This window comes from Paragemmobacter ruber (assembly GCF_009908315.1).
GTDB classification, from domain to species: domain Bacteria; phylum Pseudomonadota; class Alphaproteobacteria; order Rhodobacterales; family Rhodobacteraceae; genus Paragemmobacter; species Paragemmobacter ruber.
The window spans coordinates 117,116-136,361 of record NZ_JAAATW010000004.1 but is presented as its reverse complement, the minus strand read 5'-3'; the positions used below and the strand labels follow the sequence as shown (position 1 = coordinate 136,361).

18 protein-coding genes are annotated in these 19,246 nt (G+C 66.6%); 8 read left to right on the top strand and 10 right to left on the bottom strand.

Going from position 1 to position 19,246, the window contains the following annotated elements:
- Positions 1–3 precede the first annotated feature (3 nt).
- Positions 4–2,046: a penicillin-binding protein 1C gene (gene pbpC / locus GU920_RS16690; RefSeq protein ID WP_161768255.1), complete on the top strand. Its 2,043-nt coding sequence runs from the start codon at positions 4–6 to the stop codon at positions 2,044–2,046.
- An 18-nt stretch (positions 2,047–2,064) separates the two neighbouring features.
- Here the strand turns inward: pbpC and bktB are convergent, their stop codons facing one another.
- Positions 2,065–3,225, bottom strand: a complete 1,161-nt coding sequence (bktB, locus tag GU920_RS16685; protein WP_161768254.1) for a beta-ketothiolase BktB — start codon at positions 3,223–3,225, stop codon at positions 2,065–2,067.
- 203 nt (positions 3,226–3,428) lie between these two features.
- On the opposite strand from bktB, the gene GU920_RS16680 reads away from it, so the two are divergent.
- Positions 3,429–4,553 carry an MFS transporter gene (locus tag GU920_RS16680; RefSeq protein WP_161768253.1) on the top strand — a complete coding sequence of 375 codons (1,125 nt, stop codon included), beginning with the start codon at positions 3,429–3,431 and terminating at the stop codon, positions 4,551–4,553.
- Between the two features lie 30 nt (positions 4,554–4,583).
- Here GU920_RS16680 and GU920_RS16675 read toward each other — a convergent pair whose 3' ends face one another.
- The gene (locus GU920_RS16675; RefSeq protein WP_161768403.1) at positions 4,584–5,147 is read right to left on the bottom strand and encodes a DUF2585 domain-containing protein; all 564 of its coding nucleotides are present in this window, start codon (positions 5,145–5,147) and stop codon (positions 4,584–4,586) included.
- 109 nt (positions 5,148–5,256) lie between these two features.
- On the opposite strand from GU920_RS16675, the gene GU920_RS16670 reads away from it, so the two are divergent.
- A complete protein-coding gene (locus GU920_RS16670) occupies positions 5,257–5,463 on the top strand; it encodes a hypothetical protein (RefSeq protein WP_161768252.1) in 207 nt (68 codons plus the stop codon).
- On the opposite strand, the gene GU920_RS16665 is transcribed toward GU920_RS16670, so the two are convergent.
- From GU920_RS16665 to GU920_RS16655, 3 genes are all read right to left on the bottom strand, one after another.
- Positions 5,454–6,188, bottom strand: coding sequence for a metallophosphoesterase (locus tag GU920_RS16665; RefSeq protein ID WP_161768251.1), 735 nt, complete (start codon positions 6,186–6,188; stop codon positions 5,454–5,456). The two genes, GU920_RS16670 and GU920_RS16665, sit on opposite strands and share 10 nt — an antisense overlap.
- Before the next feature lie 137 nt (positions 6,189–6,325).
- Positions 6,326–7,921 (bottom strand): phosphoglycerate dehydrogenase, encoded by a 1,596-nt coding sequence (gene serA, locus GU920_RS16660; RefSeq protein WP_161768250.1) that lies wholly within the window; start codon positions 7,919–7,921, stop codon positions 6,326–6,328.
- Between the two features lie 64 nt (positions 7,922–7,985).
- A complete protein-coding gene (locus GU920_RS16655; protein ID WP_161768249.1) occupies positions 7,986–9,143 on the bottom strand; it encodes a phosphoserine transaminase in 1,158 nt (385 codons plus the stop codon).
- A 150-nt stretch (positions 9,144–9,293) separates the two neighbouring features.
- On the opposite strand from GU920_RS16655, the gene serB reads away from it, so the two are divergent.
- Together serB and GU920_RS16645 are read left to right on the top strand one after the other, a co-directional pair.
- On the top strand, positions 9,294–10,169 hold the full coding sequence (gene serB, locus GU920_RS16650; protein WP_161768248.1) for a phosphoserine phosphatase SerB: 876 nt from the start codon (positions 9,294–9,296) through the stop codon (positions 10,167–10,169).
- Entirely contained in the window at positions 10,166–10,642 is a 477-nt protein-coding gene (locus GU920_RS16645; RefSeq protein ID WP_161768247.1) for a GNAT family N-acetyltransferase, read from the top strand. The genes serB and GU920_RS16645 overlap by 4 nt, the downstream gene beginning before the upstream one ends.
- A 73-nt stretch (positions 10,643–10,715) precedes the next feature.
- On the opposite strand, the gene GU920_RS16640 is transcribed toward GU920_RS16645, so the two are convergent.
- Entirely contained in the window at positions 10,716–11,396 is a 681-nt protein-coding gene (locus tag GU920_RS16640; RefSeq protein WP_161768246.1) for a COG3904 family protein, read from the bottom strand.
- A gap of 116 nt (positions 11,397–11,512) precedes the next feature.
- Between GU920_RS16640 and GU920_RS16635 the strand changes: the two genes are divergently transcribed.
- Positions 11,513–12,274, top strand: coding sequence for a TSUP family transporter (locus GU920_RS16635; protein WP_161768402.1), 762 nt, complete (start codon positions 11,513–11,515; stop codon positions 12,272–12,274).
- 143 nt (positions 12,275–12,417) lie between these two features.
- Here the strand turns inward: GU920_RS16635 and zapE are convergent, their stop codons facing one another.
- The gene (gene zapE, locus GU920_RS16630; RefSeq protein WP_161768245.1) at positions 12,418–13,506 is read right to left on the bottom strand and encodes a cell division protein ZapE; all 1,089 of its coding nucleotides are present in this window, start codon (positions 13,504–13,506) and stop codon (positions 12,418–12,420) included.
- 195 nt (positions 13,507–13,701) lie between these two features.
- Here zapE and GU920_RS16625 point away from each other — a divergent pair, with 195 nt between their 5' ends.
- Entirely contained in the window at positions 13,702–13,881 is a 180-nt protein-coding gene (locus GU920_RS16625) for a hypothetical protein (RefSeq protein WP_161768244.1), read from the top strand.
- Positions 13,882–13,948: 67 nt separating this feature from the next.
- On the top strand, positions 13,949–15,232 hold the full coding sequence (locus GU920_RS16620; protein ID WP_161768243.1) for a hypothetical protein: 1,284 nt from the start codon (positions 13,949–13,951) through the stop codon (positions 15,230–15,232).
- Positions 15,233–15,308: 76 nt separating this feature from the next.
- On the opposite strand, the gene GU920_RS16615 is transcribed toward GU920_RS16620, so the two are convergent.
- From GU920_RS16615 to flhA, 3 genes are read right to left on the bottom strand one after another with little or no spacing between them, the layout of a single operon-like run.
- Positions 15,309–16,028 carry a sigma-70 family RNA polymerase sigma factor gene (locus tag GU920_RS16615; RefSeq protein ID WP_161768242.1) on the bottom strand — a complete coding sequence of 240 codons (720 nt, stop codon included), beginning with the start codon at positions 16,026–16,028 and terminating at the stop codon, positions 15,309–15,311.
- A 34-nt stretch (positions 16,029–16,062) separates the two neighbouring features.
- Positions 16,063–16,992: a hypothetical protein gene (locus tag GU920_RS16610; protein WP_161768241.1), complete on the bottom strand. Its 930-nt coding sequence runs from the start codon at positions 16,990–16,992 to the stop codon at positions 16,063–16,065.
- On the bottom strand, positions 16,989–19,145 hold the full coding sequence (gene flhA, locus GU920_RS16605) for a flagellar biosynthesis protein FlhA (protein ID WP_161768240.1): 2,157 nt from the start codon (positions 19,143–19,145) through the stop codon (positions 16,989–16,991). The genes GU920_RS16610 and flhA overlap by 4 nt, the downstream gene beginning before the upstream one ends.
- Positions 19,146–19,246 lie beyond the last annotated feature (101 nt).

Genomic DNA, 19,246 nt, shown 5'->3' with positions numbered 1-19,246 from the left:
CCCGTGATCCGGGCACGCGCCGTATTCGGGCTGGCGGCAGGGCTGTTCCTTGCCGCCCTGCTGCGTGACGGGTTTGACGATTGGGTGGCGGCAACGGTGTTGCCGCCGCTGGTGCCCGAAACATCGGTGATCGTCGAGGATCACGAGGGGCGGCTGTTGCGCGCCTATACGGTGGCCGATGGCCGCTGGCGCATGGCGCTGGCGCCCGATGCGGTGGACCCGATGTTCACCGCCATGCTGATTGCCTATGAGGATGGACGCTTTCCCGATCATGCCGGGGTGGATGCGCTGGCCCTTCTGCGGGCGGGGGCGCAGGCGCTGTGGAACGGCGGGGTCGTTTCGGGCGGATCGACGCTGACCATGCAGGTGGCGCGACTGCTGGAGGACAGCGGGACCGGGCGGCTGGACGGCAAGATCAGGCAGATGCGTGTGGCGCTGGCCCTGGAACAGCGGCTGACCAAGGCGCAGATCATGGGGATGTATCTGCAGCTTGCCCCCTATGGCGGCAATATCGAAGGGCTGCGCGCGGCGACGCTGGCCTATTTTGGCAAGGAGCCGTGGCGGCTGACCCCGGCAGAGGCCGCGCTGATGGTGGCGATCCCGCAAAGCCCCGAAAGCCGCAGGCCGGACCGCCACCCGGACCGGGCGGCGGAGGCGCGGGATCGGGTGCTGGCGCGGGCGGTGGGCAAGGGGATCATCGACGCGGAACAGGCCGGGGTGGCGCGCAGCGAAGCCATGCCGGTGGCGCGAAGGGCGGTTCCCGCCATCGCGCCGCATCTGGCCGATCGCGCCCGCCGCGCGGCCCCTGCCGCGGCGGTGCATCGGCTGACCATCGACCGCCCGTTGCAGACCGCGCTGGAGGCGCTGGCGGCGGACACCGTGCAGCATCAGGGCGACCGGCTGCAGGTGGCCATGGTGGTGGCGGATCACGCCACGGGCGAGATCCTTGCCTCGGTCGGGTCGGCGGCGTTCCGCGCCGATGCGCGGCAGGGTTTCGTGGACATGACGCAGGCGCTGCGGTCGCCGGGATCGACGCTGAAGCCCTTGGTCTATGCGCTGGCCTTTGACGAAGGGCTGGCCCATCCCGAAACGCTGATGGAGGACCGCCCCACCCGATTCGGCACCTATGCGCCGCAGAATTTCGATCGCCAGTATCGCGGCACGGTACGGGTGCGGCAGGCGTTGCAGATGTCGCTGAACATTCCCGTGGTGCAGTTGACCGAGGCGCTGGGTCCGGCGCGGCTGTTGGTTGCGATGGATCAGGCGCGGATGCGCTATCGCCTGCCGGAGGGGCCGCCGGGGTTGGCGGTCGCACTGGGCGGGATCGGGGTCAGCCTGCAGGATATGGTGCAGCTTTACGCGGGCCTTGCGCGCGGGGGGGTGAGCCTGCCCTTGCGGTGGCGGATGGACGGGGACAGCGCGGAAGGCGCGCGGATCGTGTCGCGCATGGCGGCGTGGCAGGTGGCGGATATCCTTGGCGGTCTGGCCCCGCCACCGGGTGCGCCGGCCAACCGGCTGGCCTACAAGACCGGCACCAGCTATGGCCATCGCGATGCCTGGGCGATCGGCTTTGACGGGCGGCATGTGATCGGGGTCTGGCTGGGGCGGGCGGATGGCACGCCGGTGCCGGGTGTCTTTGGCGCGGATCTGGCGGCGCCAGTGCTGTTTCAGGCCTTTGCCCGGCTGAAACCCGACCTTGCGCCGCAACCCCCTGCCCCGCCCGAAACCCTGCTGGTGGCCACCGCGCAACTGCCGCCGCCGCTGCAACGGTTCCGGTCGCGCAGCGCGGCCTTTGCGGCAGCACAGGACGCGCCCGCCGTCGCCTTCCCCCCCGATGGGGCAGAGGTGGAGCGTCTGCCCGAAGGCGTATTGGTGCGGGTGGAGGGCGGGACGGCACCTTTCACATGGCTGGCCGATGGCCAGCCGATGATCACCGCCGCGCGCAGCCGCGCGGTCCTGCTGCCGGTCGAGGGGCTGGGCTTCCTCACCCTTTCGGTGATCGACGCCGAGGGGCGGTCAGCCCGCACGCGCATCCGCCTGCGCTGACCCCGGCTGTTGTGGCCGTCAGACCCGTTCGATCGCAAGGCTGATGCCTTGCCCGCCGCCGATGCACATGGTCACCAGCGCCGTCCCCTGCCCCGTGCGTTCCAGCGTATGCAGCGCCTTGACCACGAGGATGGCCCCCGTCGCCCCGACCGGATGGCCCAGCGCGATGGCACCACCGGACGGGTTCACCTTTTCGGCGTCGAGATCCAGCGCGCGGGTCACGGCAAGCGCCTGCGCGGCGAAGGCCTCGTTCGATTCCACGATGTCGAAATCCTGCGGGGTCATCCCCAGCTTGGCGCAGAGCGCCTGCGTGGCCGGGATCGGGCCGAGGCCCATGACACGCGGATCCACCCCCGCCACGGCATAGCCCATGATCCGCGCCCGCGCGCCATCTCGCCGCCCGCGCGACAGGATCAGCGCCGCCGCACCATCATTAATGCCGCTGGCATTGCCCGCCGTCACGGTGCCGTCCTTCTGGAACACGGGTTTCAGTGCGGCCAGCGCCTCAGGCGTGCTGTCCTTGGGGTGTTCGTCGCGATCAAACACCGTCGGCCCCTTGCGGGTGGCAACCTCGACCGGGGTGATCTCGGCCTGAAACCAGCCTTCGGCCAGCGCGCGGGCGGCGCGGCGCTGGCTTTCCAGCGCGAAGGCATCCTGATCGGCGCGGCTGATGCCATGGGCGGCGGCGACGTTCTCGGCCGTCACGCCCATGTGACCCGTGCCGAAGGGGCAGGTCAGCGCGCCGGTCATCATGTCGATGGCGCGGGTATCGCCCATCTTCTGGCCGAAGCGGGCGATGGGCAGGGTATGGGGCGACCGGCTCATGCATTCCGCGCCACCGACGAGGGCGGTGTCGGCATCGCCCGCCAGCAGGGCCTGCACCCCCGAGACGACAGCCTGCACCCCCGATCCGCAGAGGCGGTTGACGTTCATCGCGGGCACCTCTTGCGGCACGCCCGCCTGCATGGCCGCGACGCGCGACAGATACATGTCGCGCGGTTCGGTGTTGATCACATGGCCAAAGACGGTGGTGCCGATCGCCGTGCCCTCCACGCCCGCGCGGGACAGGGCCGCCTTGGCGGCCGTGGTGGCAAGGTCGATCGGCGGCACGGTGGAGAGGCTGCCGCCAAAGCTGCCGATGGCGGTGCGGGCGCCGGAAAGGATGAAGATGTCGGTCATGGGGCACTCCTCTTTCGGGCAGAGTGGCATGCGGATCGCCATTTGTGCAGCGGTGACGTAACGTCGGGGCTGACGTCGAGATGGGGCGCCGGCATGGGCCACCGGGCCTGAAAACGGCGCGGCTTCTCGCGCCAGGGTGGTGGCGGCCCGTTGACAGTGCCGCGCAGGCAAGGGAAACCCCGGGGCGACATATTTTCCGAGAGATGCCCTTGAACGCCCTCATTCGCACCCATGCCGCGCTGCTGTTTGCCGGGGTCACGACCTTCACGCTGATGGGGGCGGGGCAATCGCTCTATGGTCCTGCCCTGCCGGCCTTCGCGCGCGAGTTCGGGCTGACGCTGGGACAGGCTGGATGGCTGGTGTCGGCGTTGTGGATCGGATCGGCGCTGGGCGTGGCGGTGATGTTCTTCCGGGGCCGCAGCATCACGCCGCGCCATGCGCTGGGGGCGATGGCGGTGGGCGCGGCGCTGATCGCGGCGGGGCTGGGATGGATGCCCACGCTGGTGGGATCGGTCATCTTTGGCACCGGCTATGGGGTATCGACCGTGGTGTTCAATCCGCGGGTCCTGCGCGCCTTTGGTGTGAAAGGGCCGTCGATGGTCAGCCTTCTGAACGCCATGTTCGCGGTGGGCGCCATTGCCGCGCCCCTGATCTTTGTGGCGCTGGGATCGGACCCGCATCTGTGCTTTGCCATCGTGGCGGGCCTGTGCGCGCTAATCTGGCTGGCAGCGGGGACGACGGGCCGGGCCGAGGAGGCAGGCGCCGTGGGGGCGAGCAAACCCTATCGGTTCCGGGCAGGCCTGTTGTGCTTTGGCGTGGTCTGCATCGGGGTGGAGGCCTGCCTGATCGGGCTGGGGCCGACCGCGCTGATCGCGGCGGGCGCGGATGAGGCGACGGCGGCGCGGGCCTTGTCGGGGTTCTTCGTGGCCTTCCTGATCGCGCGGACGGTGTTGGTCTTTACCGCCCATCTGTTGCCGCCCTTCGGCATTTATGCCGGGGCGATGACGGGCGCGGCCCTGTGCGCAACCGGGGCGATCCTTCTGCCTGCTGTGCCGTTCTTCATCGCGATGGGGGCCTTCGCGGGGCTTTTCTTTCCGGGCTTTTTCGTCACCGCGTCCCGTATCATGGGGGATGATCCGCGCGTCACGCCCACGATTATCGCCGCCGGTCTGGTGGGCGGGATCGCGTCACCGGTCCTGCTGGGCCAGCTTGTGGCGGGGCTGGGTGAGCGCGGGTTCTTTCAGGTGATCGCCGGGGTGACGGTGGCGGCGGCGGTGGTGTCGTTGCTACTGTTGCGCCGGATCAGTGCCGAGGTGGTGCGCGGCTGATCCCTGCCCCCGCCGCCCCGTGATTGCCCGTCAGCCGCCCGCCTGCCACGCCTTCACCGCATCGAGCGGGGCCACCAGCATCAGGATGTTCAGCGCCAGCCCGTCGCGGATGATCCACATCGTCAGCACCTCGAACCCGATGATCAGGGCGACCGTCGCCCAGATCGGCAAGACGCGGGCGAGAAAGAAGCCTGCGATCATGGCGAAGATGTCGGCCACCGCGTTGATGACGCTATCACCGTAGTAGTCGAGCGAGATGGTGACAGAACGGTAGCGTTCGATCACGGCTTCGGAGTTTTCCACGATCTCCCACGCGGCTTCGATCACCGTGGCGATGACCAGCCGCCAGCCAAAGGACAGGCGCCGCGCCACCAGCCAGAGGAGCCCGTAGAACAGAAAGCCGTGGATGATGTGGGAGGGCGTGTACCAGTCGGTCAGGTGCTGCGAGTTCTCAGAGCTCATGGTCTGGCCGTGCCAAAGCTTCACATAGCCACATTCGCAGATCGGCACGCGCCCCACATGCAAAAGCCACAGGGCCGCAAGCACGATGATCGCCAGGGTGACGAGGTAGGGAAGTCGGTCACGGTGCGTCATCATCGGGTCCTGAACGGGGTTGGGGCAGGGAAAGGAGGACGACAGGGAAACGGAAAACACGGCGGATGTCACCCCTATCCTTGCGCGTTTCGGGCGCTAGGTCTGGGGCATGAGCAAATATGGCCCCACCCGCGGTGAACATCTGTTCCGGCTGATCTTTTCGATCTTCGGCCTGGCCTGCATCGGCGTTCTGTTCGCCGTGCAGGGCGTGCCGCGCGGTGCGGGGCTGGTGGAAGTGGTGGGGATCGCCGGGGCCTTCTTTGGCGGGACTTTCGTGCTGTCGGCGCGGGCGCTTTTGCGCAAAGGTCAGGGTTGAAGCGGGCGGCGGCCCTGATCGGTAAGCACGGCGACATCGCGGCATTCGATCACCACAGCCGTCAGCGGCCCGCCATAAGCGGCGGAACTGTCGATGTTCACCCGGTTGCCGTAATGCGTTGCCTGATCCAGCGCGGTGTGGCCATGCACGACGAGAAAGCCATGGTCGCGCGGATCGTCGAGGAACCCCGCGCGGATCCAGACCAGATCCGTTTCACGCTGTTGCAGCATGGGGATTCCGGGGCGGATGCCCGCATGGACAAAGACACATTCCCCACGGTGCAGCCATGTGGGCCGCGATTGCAGGAAATCGCGATGCGACTGGGGCACGGCCGCCAGCGCCTCGGCATGGACGGGGGCGATGGGGCGGTCGGCGGCGTTCTTCACGCCATAGGAGGCCAGCGTCGCCGCCCCGCCGAGACGGGGATGCAGCCATGACAGATCGGAGCGCAGGCCTTCTTCCGGCTCTGACGGATCGTTCAGGAAGCGGGCGAACATCCGGTCATGGTTGCCCTTGAGCGTGACCCAGTTCTCGCCCGCCTCGGCCCCCTTGCGCAGGTATTCCACCACACCCCGGCAATCGGGGCCGCGATCCACGTAATCGCCCAGATGGATCACCGGGGCATCGTGGTCGCCGGTCTGGCGGCGGTCTTCGGCGATCAGGTCATGGGCATGCAGAAGCAGGTCGAGATGGCCGTGAATGTCGCCTATGGCGTAGCTGCGCATCGTGCCTGTCCATTGGTGCGGAGGGGAAGCCCCGGGGGTTTCACACCCCCGGACCCCCGTGGGATATTTGAGCAACGGGGAAGGGGCAAGTCATCACGCCCTTCCCCATCCGTTCAGGCCAAAGCTCAGGCCGAGTCTCAGGCCACGTCGAATTCCAGCGGCTTGACCTGCTGGAACATGCCGGTGGATTCGAGCGTGTGCACCACCTTCGGGTCGATCGGTTGATCGAGGTAGAGGATGGCGATCGCATCCTGCCCCACGCCGGAACGGCCGAGGGTGAAGTTCGCGATGTTGACGTTGTTCTTGCCCATGGTCATGCCGAGAAGGCCGATGATGCCCGGAACATCCTCGTTCGTGGTGTAGAGCATGTGGCGGCCGATTTCGGCGTCGATGTTGATGCCCTTGATCTGAATGAAGCGGGGTTTTCCATCCGAGAAGCAGGTGCCGGCGACGGAGCGTTCGCGTTTGTCCGTGACCATCGTCACCTTGATATAGGCATCGAAGACGCCGGTCTTTTCCTGCCGGGTGGTGGAGATCTGGATGCCGCGTTCCTTGGCCACGATGGGGGCGGAGACGAGGTTCACATCCGGGTTCTGGGTTTTCAGCACGCCCGCGATGACCGACTGGTTCAGCGCGGCGAGGTTCATCTCGGCCACGCCGCCATCATAGAGGATGTTGATGGCCTTGATCGGTTCATCTGTCATCTGGCCGATGAAGGCGCCCAGATGCAGGGCGAGTTTCACCCACGGGCCCATGACGGCGGCCTCTTCTGCCGTGACGTTGGGCATGTTCAGCGCGTTCTGCACGGCGCCCGTCAGCAGGTAGTCCGACATCTGTTCGGCCACCTGGAGGGCCACGTTTTCCTGCGCCTCGGTCGTGGCGGCACCCAGATGCGGGGTGCAGACGACATTGGGGTGGTTGAAGAGGACGTTCTCAGTTGCGGGTTCTACCTCGAACACGTCAAGCGCGGCGGCGGCGACATGGCCTGCGTCGAGTGCATCCTTCAGCGCCACCTCGTCGATCAGGCCGCCACGGGCGCAGTTGATGATGCGGACGCCCTTCTTGGTTTTCGCAAGGTTCTCGCGCGACAGGATGTTGCGGGTCTTGTCCGTCAGCGGGACGTGCAGGGTGATGAAATCGGCGCGGGACAGCAGTTCGTCCAGCTCCACCTTGGTGACGCCGAGTTGCTTGGCCCGTTCTTCCGACAGGAAGGGATCATAGGCCACGACCTTCATCTTCAGCCCCACGGCACGGTCGCAGACGATGCCACCGATATTGCCCGCGCCGATCACGCCGAGGGTCTTGTTGAACAGCTCCACCCCCATGAATTTAGACTTTTCCCATTTGCCCGCATGGGTGGAGGCGTTGGCCTCGGGGATTTGCCGCGCGATGGCGAACATCATGGCGATGGCATGTTCGGCGGTGGTGATGGAGTTGCCGAAGGGCGTGTTCATCACGATGACGCCCTTTTTCGACGCCGCCGGGATATCCACGTTGTCCACGCCGATGCCGGCGCGGCCGACGACCTTGAGGTTGGTCGCGGCTTCGAGCAGCTTTTCGGTGACCTTGGTGGCCGAGCGGATGGCGAGGCCATCATATTGGCCGATCAGTTCGGCCAGCTTTTCCTTGTCCTTGCCGAGTTTCGGCATGTAGTCCACGTCCACGCCACGGTCGCGGAAGATCTGGACGGCGGTTTCGGAGAGTTCGTCGGAGACGAGTACACGGGGGGCCATCTGGCGCTCCTGTCTTGGGAATTGGGGGGGTGGGTAGGATGGGCTCTACTGCCCATCCTACGGATCAGGCGGCCTGCGCCAGTGCGGCGATCTCGGCTTGATAGGCGTGGGCGATCCACGGCATCAGGGCGGCGACATCGGCGGTCTCGACCGTCGATCCGCACCAGATCCGCAGGCCGGGAGGGGCGTCGCGATAGGCGCCCACATCATAGGCCACGCCCGCCTTTTCCAGCCGCTTGGCCACGGCCTTGGCAAAGGCCGCGCCGTCGGTGATGCGGGGATCGGTGAACTTGAGGCAGACGCTGGTGGTGGAGGCCGTGGCGGGGTCTTCCGCGAGGTTCGCGATCCACGGATTGGCGGCGCAGAAATCCCAGACGGTGCGGGCGTTTGCCTCGGCCCGGGCAATGAGGCCCTTCAGCCCGCCCACGGATTTCGCCCATTTCAGCGCGACGAGGTAATCTTCCACCGCCAGCATGGACGGTGTGTTGATCGTCTCGCCCACGAAGATGCCGTCGATCAGCTTGCCCTTCGACGTCAGGCGGAAGATTTTCGGCAGGGGCCAGGCGGGGGTGTAGGTTTCCAGACGTTCCACCGCGCGGGGCGACAGGATCAGCATCCCATGCGCGCCTTCGCCGCCCAGCACCTTTTGCCAGGAGAAGGTGGTGACGTCGAGCTTGTCCCAGGGCAGGTCCATCGCGAAGGCAGCGGAGGTAGCGTCGCAGATGGTAAGCCCTTGGCGGTTCGCGGGAATTGCGTCGGCATTGGGCAGGCGGACGCCCGAGGTGGTGCCGTTCCAGGTGAAGACAACATCAGCGTCGAAGTTCACGGTCGCAAGGTCGACGATCTGGCCGTAGGGGGCATTTTTCACGGCGGCGTCGAGCTTGAGCTGTTTCACCGCGTCGGTAACCCAGCCTTCGCCGAAGGATTCCCAGGCCAGCATCTCGACCGGGCGCGCGCCGAGCATCGTCCACATCGCCATCTCGACGGCGCCGGTGTCGGAGCCGGGGACGATGCCGATGCGGTAATCGGCGGGCACGCCGAGGATTTCACGGGTCAGTTCGATGGCCTCGGCCAGTTTCGCCTTGCCCACCGCGGCGCGGTGCGAGCGGCCCAGGGGCGCATCGGCGAGGTGATCGAGTGTGAAGCCGGGGATCTTGGCGCAGGGGCCAGAGGAGAAGCGCGGATTGGCCGGGCGCTTGGCCGGCGGGGTCAGGTCTGTCATGGTAGCCTTCCAGCTAAAAGCCCTTCGTTGGGGAAGGGTGTCCCGCTGTCGGCAATAGCGGGGTGGACGGGGTGGCACAAGCGGGAAAATTGCCCTAAAGCGGCGAAACACCGCGCGAAAGCGACGCATCTGTTCACTATCGGAAACCTCATGTTCATCGCGACCCTGCTGACCAACCCGCAAACCCCGATCCTTGAGCGCGCCACGGTAGAGGCGGTGCGGAACGCGTGGGGCGGGGGCGATGCGATCTGGCTGGAACCCGGGGTGGCGGCGGAATTTCCTTTGGATGTCATGCCCTTGAACCGCTGGGAGGTGTGGGAGGGGTTGCAGGGGATGCGGGTCGATCTGGTGGTGCAGGCGGCCGAGGGGCGGCGCAAGCGGGTGCTGCTGGCCGACATGGATTCGACCATGATCGAGCAGGAATGTATCGACGAGCTGGCCGACGAGGCCGGGGTGGGCGCGCGGGTGGCCGACATCACGCGCCGGGCGATGAATGGGGAGCTGGATTTCGAAGCGGCGCTGCGCGAACGGGTGGGGCTGTTGAAAGGGCTTCCCGTCGCGGTGATCGACCGGGTGATCCGGGACCGGATCACGCTGATGCCGGGGGGGCGGGAACTGGTGGCGACGATGCGGGCGAACGGGGCCTATGCGGCGCTGGTATCGGGCGGGTTCACGGCCTTTACCACGCGGATCGCGGCGGTGCTGGGATTTGATGAGAATCGTGCCAACACATTGAATGTGCAGGGCGATTTTCTGGATGGCACGGTCGGTGAGCCAATCCTCGGGCGGCAGGCCAAGGTGGACGCGCTGGAAGATATTGCCAAACGGTTAAGCATCCCCGAGACCGCTGTGATGGCGGTGGGGGATGGGGCGAACGATCTGGGCATGTTGGGCCGGGCGGGGGCGGGCGTCGCGCTGCATGCAAAGCCGGTGGTCGCGGCGCAATGTGATCTGCGGATCAACCACGGGGATCTGACGGCGCTTCTGTTCATCCAAGGCTATCGGCGTGAGGAGTTCCATCCGTGATCATCCGCCCCGCCAGACCCGAGGATGCGCCCGCGATGGCCGATCTGCAGAACCGGATCATCCGGATCGGCGGCACCACGGCCTATCAGGCGGAGCGGAGCGTGGATGCGGTGCGGGGCTATATCGACGGGCCGGACGCGATCTGCTGTGTGATTGCCGAGGCAGAGGGGCGGCTGATCGGTTTTCAGGCCTTGGGACGGTCGGGCGACCTGCCGCAGGGCTGGGGCGACATCGGCACCTTCGTGGATCCGGACGTGCAGGCGCGGGGAACGGGTGCTGCGCTCTTCGCCGCGACGCGGGCGGCGGCGAACAGCGCAGGGGTGCAGGTCATCAATGCGACGATCCGGGCCGACAACGTGCCGGGGCTGGCCTTTTACGCGCGGCAGGGCTTTCGCGACTATCGCCACGAGCCGGATTACGCCCTGCAGGACGGGCGCCGTGTGGGGCGGGTGCATCGGCGGTTGGATCTGTAGGCACATGCGAACCATCCTCCGGGACCGTGGTGCAGGATGGGCGCCGATCCTTTCCCGAAGGTGAAGGGCGCGTTCAGTCTGCCGCCGCGGGCGCGGTGATGAGGTTCGCAGCCTCCATCTCGGCCCGTGTGGGATACCACATGCCGTTCATGCCGATCGAGACGACCTTGACGGCGAAATCCGCGCTGACGCCATGCGACAGGAAATGGGTGATCAGCTTGTTCGCGTCGCGCTGGCCCTCTTCATAGACCCATTCGGCGAAGGCGAATTCGTCCTTCCAGCCGCTGTCGGCGCGGGTGCCTTCGTAATAGTTGCGGATCGCCTCGACGCCCCAGCTGGACGGGTGCAGGCCGATGCGGCCGCCGCGGTTCATCACGCGGCTTTCGCCGGCGGAAAAGAGGATGGCGCAGGCGCTGGCACATTCGCCCTGCACTTCGGTGTTCAGCCCGTAATCCTTTATGATTGCAGCCATTTCATAGGCGGCTTCGATATAGCCGCCATCCGAGGTGAGGCGCATCGTCTGCACCCTGCCATCGTTGCGGGCAAGGATGGAGCGCAGGGCATCAATATCCTCGTATGCGATGTCGCCCACGGTATCGGCCGGGGAAATGCCGCTGTCGGGGTCGATCAGGGTGGCATCGACGGGATAGGCGGTGTTGTAGACCAGCAGGCTGCCGTCCAGCGTGAAGCGGGTGTCGGCAAGGGCGGTTCCCGACACGAGCGAAAGGAACAGGGCAAGCGGCAGGCGTGGCATGGGCATCCCCTTCTGATCCGCCCGTCGCAGCGGGCCTTCGCGCCAGACTAGCGCAGGGGCGGGAGGCTGCAAGCGGGGTTTACTTTGGCGCCGGGGGCGGAAATGAAGGCGGCATGATGCTTGAGGTTCTTCCCCAAATTGCGCTGCTGCTGATCCTTGCCGCCTTTCTGGCGGGGTTCGTCGACTCCATCGCGGGCGGGGGCGGGCTGATCACGGTGCCTGCACTGCTGCTGGCGGGGGCATCACCGATCGAGGCTTTGGCGACGAACAAGCTGCAAGGCACCTTCGGTGCGGCGACTGCCACGGTCAGCTATGCCCGTGCGGGCCATGTGGACCTGCGCCAACAGATTGGAATGGCGGGGATTTCCGGCATAGGCGGCGCCTTGGGCGCGGGCGTGGCGCATCTGATGCCGGCCGAGTTTCTGCGGCTGGTGATGCCGGTGATCCTGGTGGCGGTGGCGCTGTTCTTTGCGTTCAAGCCGGGGCTGAGCGATGCCGACCGGGTGCAGCGGATGCGGCCCGGTATCTTTGCCCTGACGGCGGTGCCCCTGATCGCGGCCTATGACGGGTTCTTCGGGCCGGGGACGGGATCGTTCTTCATGCTGGCCTTCGTGATGCTGGCGGGGTTTGGCGTTCTGAAGGCCACGGCGCATACGAAGCTTTTGAACTTTGCCAGCAATCTGGGATCGCTGGCGGTGTTCGTGCCGACCGGGGCGGTGTGGTGGTGGGTGGGCCTGCTGATGGCGGCGGCGCAGGTGGCGGGAGCGGCGCTTGGCGCCAGGCTGGCGATGCGGGTGGGGGCGCGGCTGATCAAGCCGCTGCTGGTGGTCACGTCGACGGCGATGGCGGCGCGGCTTTTGTGGCAGGTCTGGGCCTGAAATCCCCATTAACCACGGGGGTTTGGCCTGAAATGGGCGTGCAGGAACCCGTGCAGCAAAGCAGTGCAGACAGGTGTATGCACGCACGGTGCCATCCTAATACGTTAACCTTAACGATCGGTGGCGGCTTTAGAGCCAGATCGTCAGGCCTTATCGCCAGCCCAATCGGCTGACTGCATCTCGCGCAGGCGGGAGGCGGTGCGTTCGAATTCGAACGCGCCTTCGCCTTCGATATACAGCCGTTCGGGTTCATCGGCGGCCGAGCAGATCAGGCGGACCCGCGCCTCATACAGCGCGTCGATCAGGGTGACGAAGCGCTTTGCCTCGTTATAGTTCGAGGCGGAAAGCTGGGGGATGTCTTCGAGGAGGAGGACGCGCACCGCCCCCGCGATGGCGAGGTAATCGCTCGGACCGAGGGGGCGGGCGCAGAGATCCCAGAAGGTGGCGCGGGCCACGCCATTGGCGAAGCGCGGCACTTCGACCGTGCGGCCGTTGACGGGCAGGACCAGCGGTTCGCCCCGGGCGGCGCCGGTGAGATCGGACCAGATGGCATCCATTTCGCCCCGCACCTTGCCCGCCGGGTGGAAATAGACCTGCGCGCCTTGCAGGCGGTGCTGGCGGTAATCGGTCGGGCTTTGCAGTTCGACGACGTGGCAGCGGTCGCGGATCAGGTCGATGAAGGGCAGGAACAGCGCCCGGTTGAGGCCGTTGCGATAGAGGTCTTCGGGCGGGCGGTTCGAGGTGGTGACGATGACCACGCCTGCGGCGAGGAGTTTTTCGAACAGGCGGCCCACGACCATGGCATCGGTGATGTCGGTGATCTGCATCTCGTCAAAGGCCAGAAGCCGCGTATCGGCAAGGATCGCCTCGGCCACGGGGGCGATGGGATCTTCGACGCCGCGCTTGCGCGCCTCGTGCATGCCACGGTGGACGTCCTGCATGAAGGCGTGGAAATGGACGCGGCGCTTGGCGGTGATGGCGGTGGCTTCGGTGAAGAGGTCCATCAGCATGGATTTGCCGCGCCCGACACCACCCCAAAGGTAAAGCCCTTTTGGCGGGGTGACAGGGCGGGCGAAGAGCCCGGCGAACAGGCCGACACGACGGTTGGCGTTTGATTCGAGCCAGAGGCGGATGTCTTCGAGGATCGGCAGCACGGCATGCTGCACCGGATCGGCGCGAAGCTGGCCCGAGGCGATGCGCTGGTCATAGATCTGGGTCAGGGTGAGCCGCATACCTTTGTATACTTTTCCGGCGCGGGCCTGGGAAGCACCCGTTTCCGGCGCGAGGTTGGCATCCTTTGGGATGGGGATCAGACGATTGGCCATGTGCGACTGCCCAACGACGGTTCGCCCGATTGATGCCATCTTGTTATGGTTCGTAAACATGAGGCCGCAGATGCGGTGCTTCCCGTGTCAAGGCGAGACGAGATGAGTAACGCGATCCAGACCATGCCCCGTGGGGGTGATGACGCAGCCTTCGGGCGGAACTATGCGGCGCGCGGGGAAACGATGCCGGAGTTCCAGATGCCTTCGGGCTGGTGGCTGCTGCCTGCGGTGGTGGGTGGTGCGGTCGGCTGGATTGCGTTGATTTCTGCGATTTTCTTCTGAAATCACGGCCTAAACCCTGCGCGGACGGCGCCGTTGTGAGTGGTGGACCAACGCGCAGGAGGCAGGAATGGCAGTGGCCCATCTTTATGGTTTGAACCCCGTCCCATCCGAGGCACCGCGTGCGCCGCGGCTTTCTGTGGAGCCGGAGGATTTTGCATCGGTCGCCGAACTGGCGCGGTCGATTTCGGGCTGTGCGCGGGCCTGCATCCGTCTGGAAGATGCCGAGACGGGCGAGGCGCGGCTTTCCTTCTTTCCGCCGCTCTATGGCGTGCGCGATCTGCCGGCTGCCCTGCTGCCGGACGGGCGCGGACAGGCGCAGCTGAGCGGGCCGTCGCTGCGGCAGGAGATGCAGGCGGCGGGGCTGCCGGATCTGGCCTTCTGGGCCGGGTTCACGCTGCGGTCGCTGGATGGGCGGATGCTGGGCGTGCTGTGCCTGATGGATGAGGTGCCGCGCGAATTGTCGGAAACGGCGCTGGCGCAGTTGCGGCTGCTGGCAGAGATCCTGTCGCGCGGGATCGGGATGGCGGCATCGACAATCCGCGCCATGGCGCGGCAGTCGCTGGGATTGATGGAAGATCTGGCCGAGGTCGAGGATGGCGCGGTATCGCCTGCGGTGACGGGCCTTCTGCGCTATGCCGCCGGGCGGGTGCCCGGTTCGGGCGAGGCGATGGCCATGCGCATCGCCGGGTTGGCCGACATGTCGGGGGGCAAGCTGCTGCTGACGCCGACGGCGCGGGACATCTTGTATACGCATGGCTTCCGGCTGGCCAATCCCAAGACGGTGGAGGCGGAAGCGCCCGCCGAGGCGCCGGTGATGCTGATGCCGGTCGAAGTGGCGCCGCAAGCGGCGGCAGAGTTCCACACCATGGCGCGGTTGCGCATCGGCGAGGTGCATCATGACATCGCCCGGGATGAGGAGACCGACAAGTTCGCCTTCCGCATTACCGGATCGGGGGCGCCTTGGGTGCTGCTGGAGAACGGGCTGGAGGAAGGCTGGCCCGAGATGGCGGCCGAGATCATCAAGCGGACGCGCAACGCGACCTTCGATTACGTGCGGATGCACATGATCCACAACCGCGACGCCAGCCACGAGCCGGGCGAGTTTGTCTATGATCTGTACGGGATGGGCTGGTCGGTGCGCGGCACGCCCGATTTCGCCGAGGCGAAGGGGGCCGATGGCATGTGGCGCGTGTTCGACGCAAGCCATATCAGCCCCGATGCACCGCGCGATTTTTCGGCGCAGGCAGCCTTTGCGGCGATCCCCGATCTGGCGGATCGGATCGGGGCGGATGTGCATGAATGGTCAAAGCGGATCGCGGCAGGGTCGGAGGTGACGCCGGTCTTTGGCTGACGCCACGCGCTGGCGGTGGACAGAAAGAAACCCGCGGGTTTGTGCCCGCGGGTTTTTCAGTTGCGTTTGTGAGCAGTCATTCACCTTCCATGGCGGAAATACTTTCGCGCAGGCGGCCGACGGCGGCCTTCTTGATCTGGCTGACGCGGCCGGTGGTGACGCCGAGGATCTCGGCGATTTCGTAGACGTTGAGTTCTTCCACGAAATAGAGTTGCAGGACCATCGCCTCGCGCTCGGGCAGGTCGCCCAGGGCGCGGCGCAGCATCTTGCGCATCTGGTCTTGCTGCATCTTGTCTTCGACAGAGCGGTTGTTGTCGGAGAAGAGCATGGAGTGATCGGAATAGACCTCGTCCAGCGATTTGATCGAGCTGGCGCCGAACTGGGTTTGCCAATCTTCAAGCTCGGCCACGGTGATGCCCATGTCGGCGGCGATTTCGTGCTTTTCCGGGGCGCGGAGAAGCTGCTGTTCCAGTTTCAGCACCGAGGCGCGCATCCGCTGTTGCATCACGATGGTGGCGCGGCAGAGCGAGGAGGAGGCGCGGAGGTAGTCGATGATGGACCCCCGGATGCGGATCGCGGCATAGGCGGCGAAGGTGGCGCCCTGTCGCGGGGTGTAGCGCTGGGCGGCATCGACAAGGCCCATATAGCCCACCTGAAGCATATCCTCGATCTCGGCCATGCGGCCGACGCGGCCGTGCATGTGCCAGGCGATCTTGCGGACAAGGTCCATATGCGTGCGGACCAGTTTCTCGGGCGAGGGACCGTCCTGTTCGGCATAGCGTTTGGCGAGCATCATTCGCGCCCTTTCTTGGAAAGTTCGGGAAAGCGGGTCATTCGGCAGCCTCCGATACGGCGGCGGACCAGCCGGAGGCCCAGGTTCGAAGATCGGCAGCGCCGGGGCGGGAGAGGGCGTCGATCAGCCCTGTGCCAGCGGCGATGCGGGTGAGTTTGAGGCCCGTGCGGGCGATGGCCTGCAATTCGTCGCGTTCCGGCCACCACTGATCGAGGCCGGTGAGCGTGACGGTGGGGGCAAGCGCGCGCCAATCCTGGCAAAGCCGTTCGACGCGGGCCGGGTGCAGGCCGACGGGCAGGCAGAGGATGACCTCGGCCCCCGGGGTTTCGGTCAGCCGCGCGGCGAGAGCTGTGGCATCGCCGGGGCAATCGGACAGGTCAATGATCTGGGGCGTGGCGGGACTGGGGTCAGGCAGCGCCATGGCGGCGGCGATCCCCGGGCGTTCCAGCGTGAGGCCCATGAGGCGGCACCAGCCGCGCAGGCGTTCTTCGGTCAGCAGCGTGGCGGGGACCGGGGCGATGACCTGCGGGCGGATGCCGGGTTCGGCCAGCATCAGCCGCGCGGCGATGCGGGCGGCAAGCATGGATTTGCCCGCGCCGGGCGGGCCTGCGATGAGGATGCGGGTGGGCCAATCCTCGGCCAGGCCTTCCGGCAGGAGGAGGCTGCGCGAGAGGGTTTCCACCGGATCGGCGGCGGGGGCGCTGGCGGCGGCGCGGCGGGCGGAGGCCTGTAGCGCGGCGGCAAAGCTGGCCGGGTCTGATTTGGGGATGAAGGCCGGGGCCGGAGTGGCGGCCGGGGCGGGGATCGGCGGCAGGCTGGCCGGATCGGCATCCGGCGGCAGGGCCGAGATTTCCACCATGCCGTTCACATGCCGCGTGGACAGGATCAGCGCATCGGGGCCGAGACGGCGGAGCAGTTCCTCCATCGCCTTGCGGCTGTCGGGGGCGCGGACGGTGATCGCGGTCATCTGTCAGCCCCCATCATCTGCGGTTGCTGCCCGGTGGGCTGCGCCATGCGGGGCAGCTGCTGCTGGCCGCCGATGGAGGCCACCACCTCGACCCGGCGGGATTCGGGCAGTTCGTTGATGCCCATGACGATGGCATCGGGCAGGTGCGGGCGCAGGAATTGCGCGAAGCTGCGGCGCAACTGGCCCGCCACGATGATGACGGCCTGCTTGCCCTGCCCTGTCGCCTGTTCCAGCGCGTCGGAGATCGACTTGACCAGCGTGCCGGCAAGCCCGGTGTCGAGGACGAGCCCTTCGTCATTCTGGCGGCGGGCGCGGATCAGAAGCTGTTCCAGTTCCGCATCCAGCGTGATCAGCGGCAGGGGCGTGTTGATCGGCACCATCTGCTGCAACAGGAGCGGGATCAGCATGGGGCGCAGCGCCTCGGCCATATCGGCCGCGGAAAGGTTGCGGGGGGCGAGTTCGGCCACGCCTTCGAGGATGCGGCGCAGATCGCCCACCGGGATGCGTTCGGACAGAAGCACGCGCAGGACGGCGGTGACGGTGTGCAGCGGCACGAGTTTCGGGACCACCGCGTTGACGAGCGTGGGCGAGACGCGGGCCAGCGTGTCGAGCAGCGCCTGCACGTCATCCGGCCCGATCAGATCGCCCGCATGTTTGTAGAGAAGCTGCGACAGGTGAGTGGCGATGACGGATTCGGGTTCCACCACCACGTGATCGTCGGCCTCGGCCTCGGGCAGCTGATGGGGCAGGATCCAGACGGCATCGAGACCGAAGGAGGGATCCTTGACGTCGATTCCCTTGAGCTTGCGCGTGGAATTGGCACCGGGGATGGCGAGTTTGCGGTCAGGATAGACCACGTCTTCGCCCCGGATCGCCTGACCGATGCGGATGCGGTACTGGTTGGGGGTGAGCGTCAGATCATCGCGGATGCGGACGCCGGGGACGACAAAGCCCATGGCCTTTGACACCTCGCGCCGGATGGCGGTGATGCGCTGCACCAGCGCGCCGCCGCCTTCGCCCGCCAGCGGGATGAGGGCATAGCCGATCTGGAGCGAGACGGCGGCATGGTCGGCCACGTCATCGGGGGTGATCGCCTCGGTTCCCGGACGGGCGGCCTCGGCCGTGGCCCCGGGGGCGGCGGGTTTGCCGTCGGGCGTTTTCTCGGCCGGGGTGTTGCCCATGTCGGGGGCCCCGAACCATGCCAGCACGCCCGCGATGGCGGCAAAGAGCAGGAACATCGCGTTGGGCATACCCGGGACGATGCCGATGATCGCCATGACGCCCGCGACGGGCAGCCAGGCCTGCCGCAGGTGGATCTGCTTGGCGATCAGGCCCGACATATCATGCGAGGAGGAGACGCGGGTGACGATGATCGCGGTGGCGATGGACAGAAGGAGCGCCGGGATCTGCGCAACGAGACCGTCACCGATGGTGAGGACGAGGTAGACCTCGGACGCCTCGCCGATGCTGAGATCGTGCTGCAGCGTGCCGATCAGGATGCCGCCGATGATGTTGATGGCAAGGATCAGGATGCCGGCAAAGGCATCGCCCTTGACGAATTTGCCCGCCCCATCCATCGCACCGTAGAAATCGGCCTCGGCCGCGACTTCGGCGCGGCGTTCGCGCGCCTGATCGGGGGTGAGGAGACCGGCGTTCAGATCGGCGTCGATCGCCATCTGCTTGCCCGGCATGGCATCGAGCGTGAAGCGCGCCGACACTTCGGACACGCGGGAGGCGCCCTTGGTGATGACGACGAGGTTGATGATCACGAGGATCGTGAACACCAGAAGACCCACGACGAAATTGCCCGCGATGACGAAGTTCCCGAAGGCCTGAATCACCTGACCGGCGGCGTCGTGGCCGTTGTGACCTTCGGCCAGGACGATGCGGGTGGAGGCCACGTTGAGCGCGAGGCGGAACACGGTCGCGATCAGGAGGAGGCTGGGGAAGCTGGAGAAATCGAGCGGGCGGTAGCTGTAGAGGGCGACCATCAGGATCACCAAGGACAGCAGGATATTGGCGACGAAGAACACGTCGAGCAGGACCACGGGCAGCGGCAGGACCATCATCGCGATGATGGCGAGGATGCCGATGGGCAGGGCGAGGCCGCCTGCGATGGCACCGGCGCCGGTACGGGTGGAGGCGGCGCTCATGCGCGGTGTCCTTTCCGTGGGCAAGGGGATGTGGCGGTCATGCTGGGCTGTCCCGTTCTGGGGTTCGTCTTCGGCGGGATCTGTGCAAACGGCGTGCCATG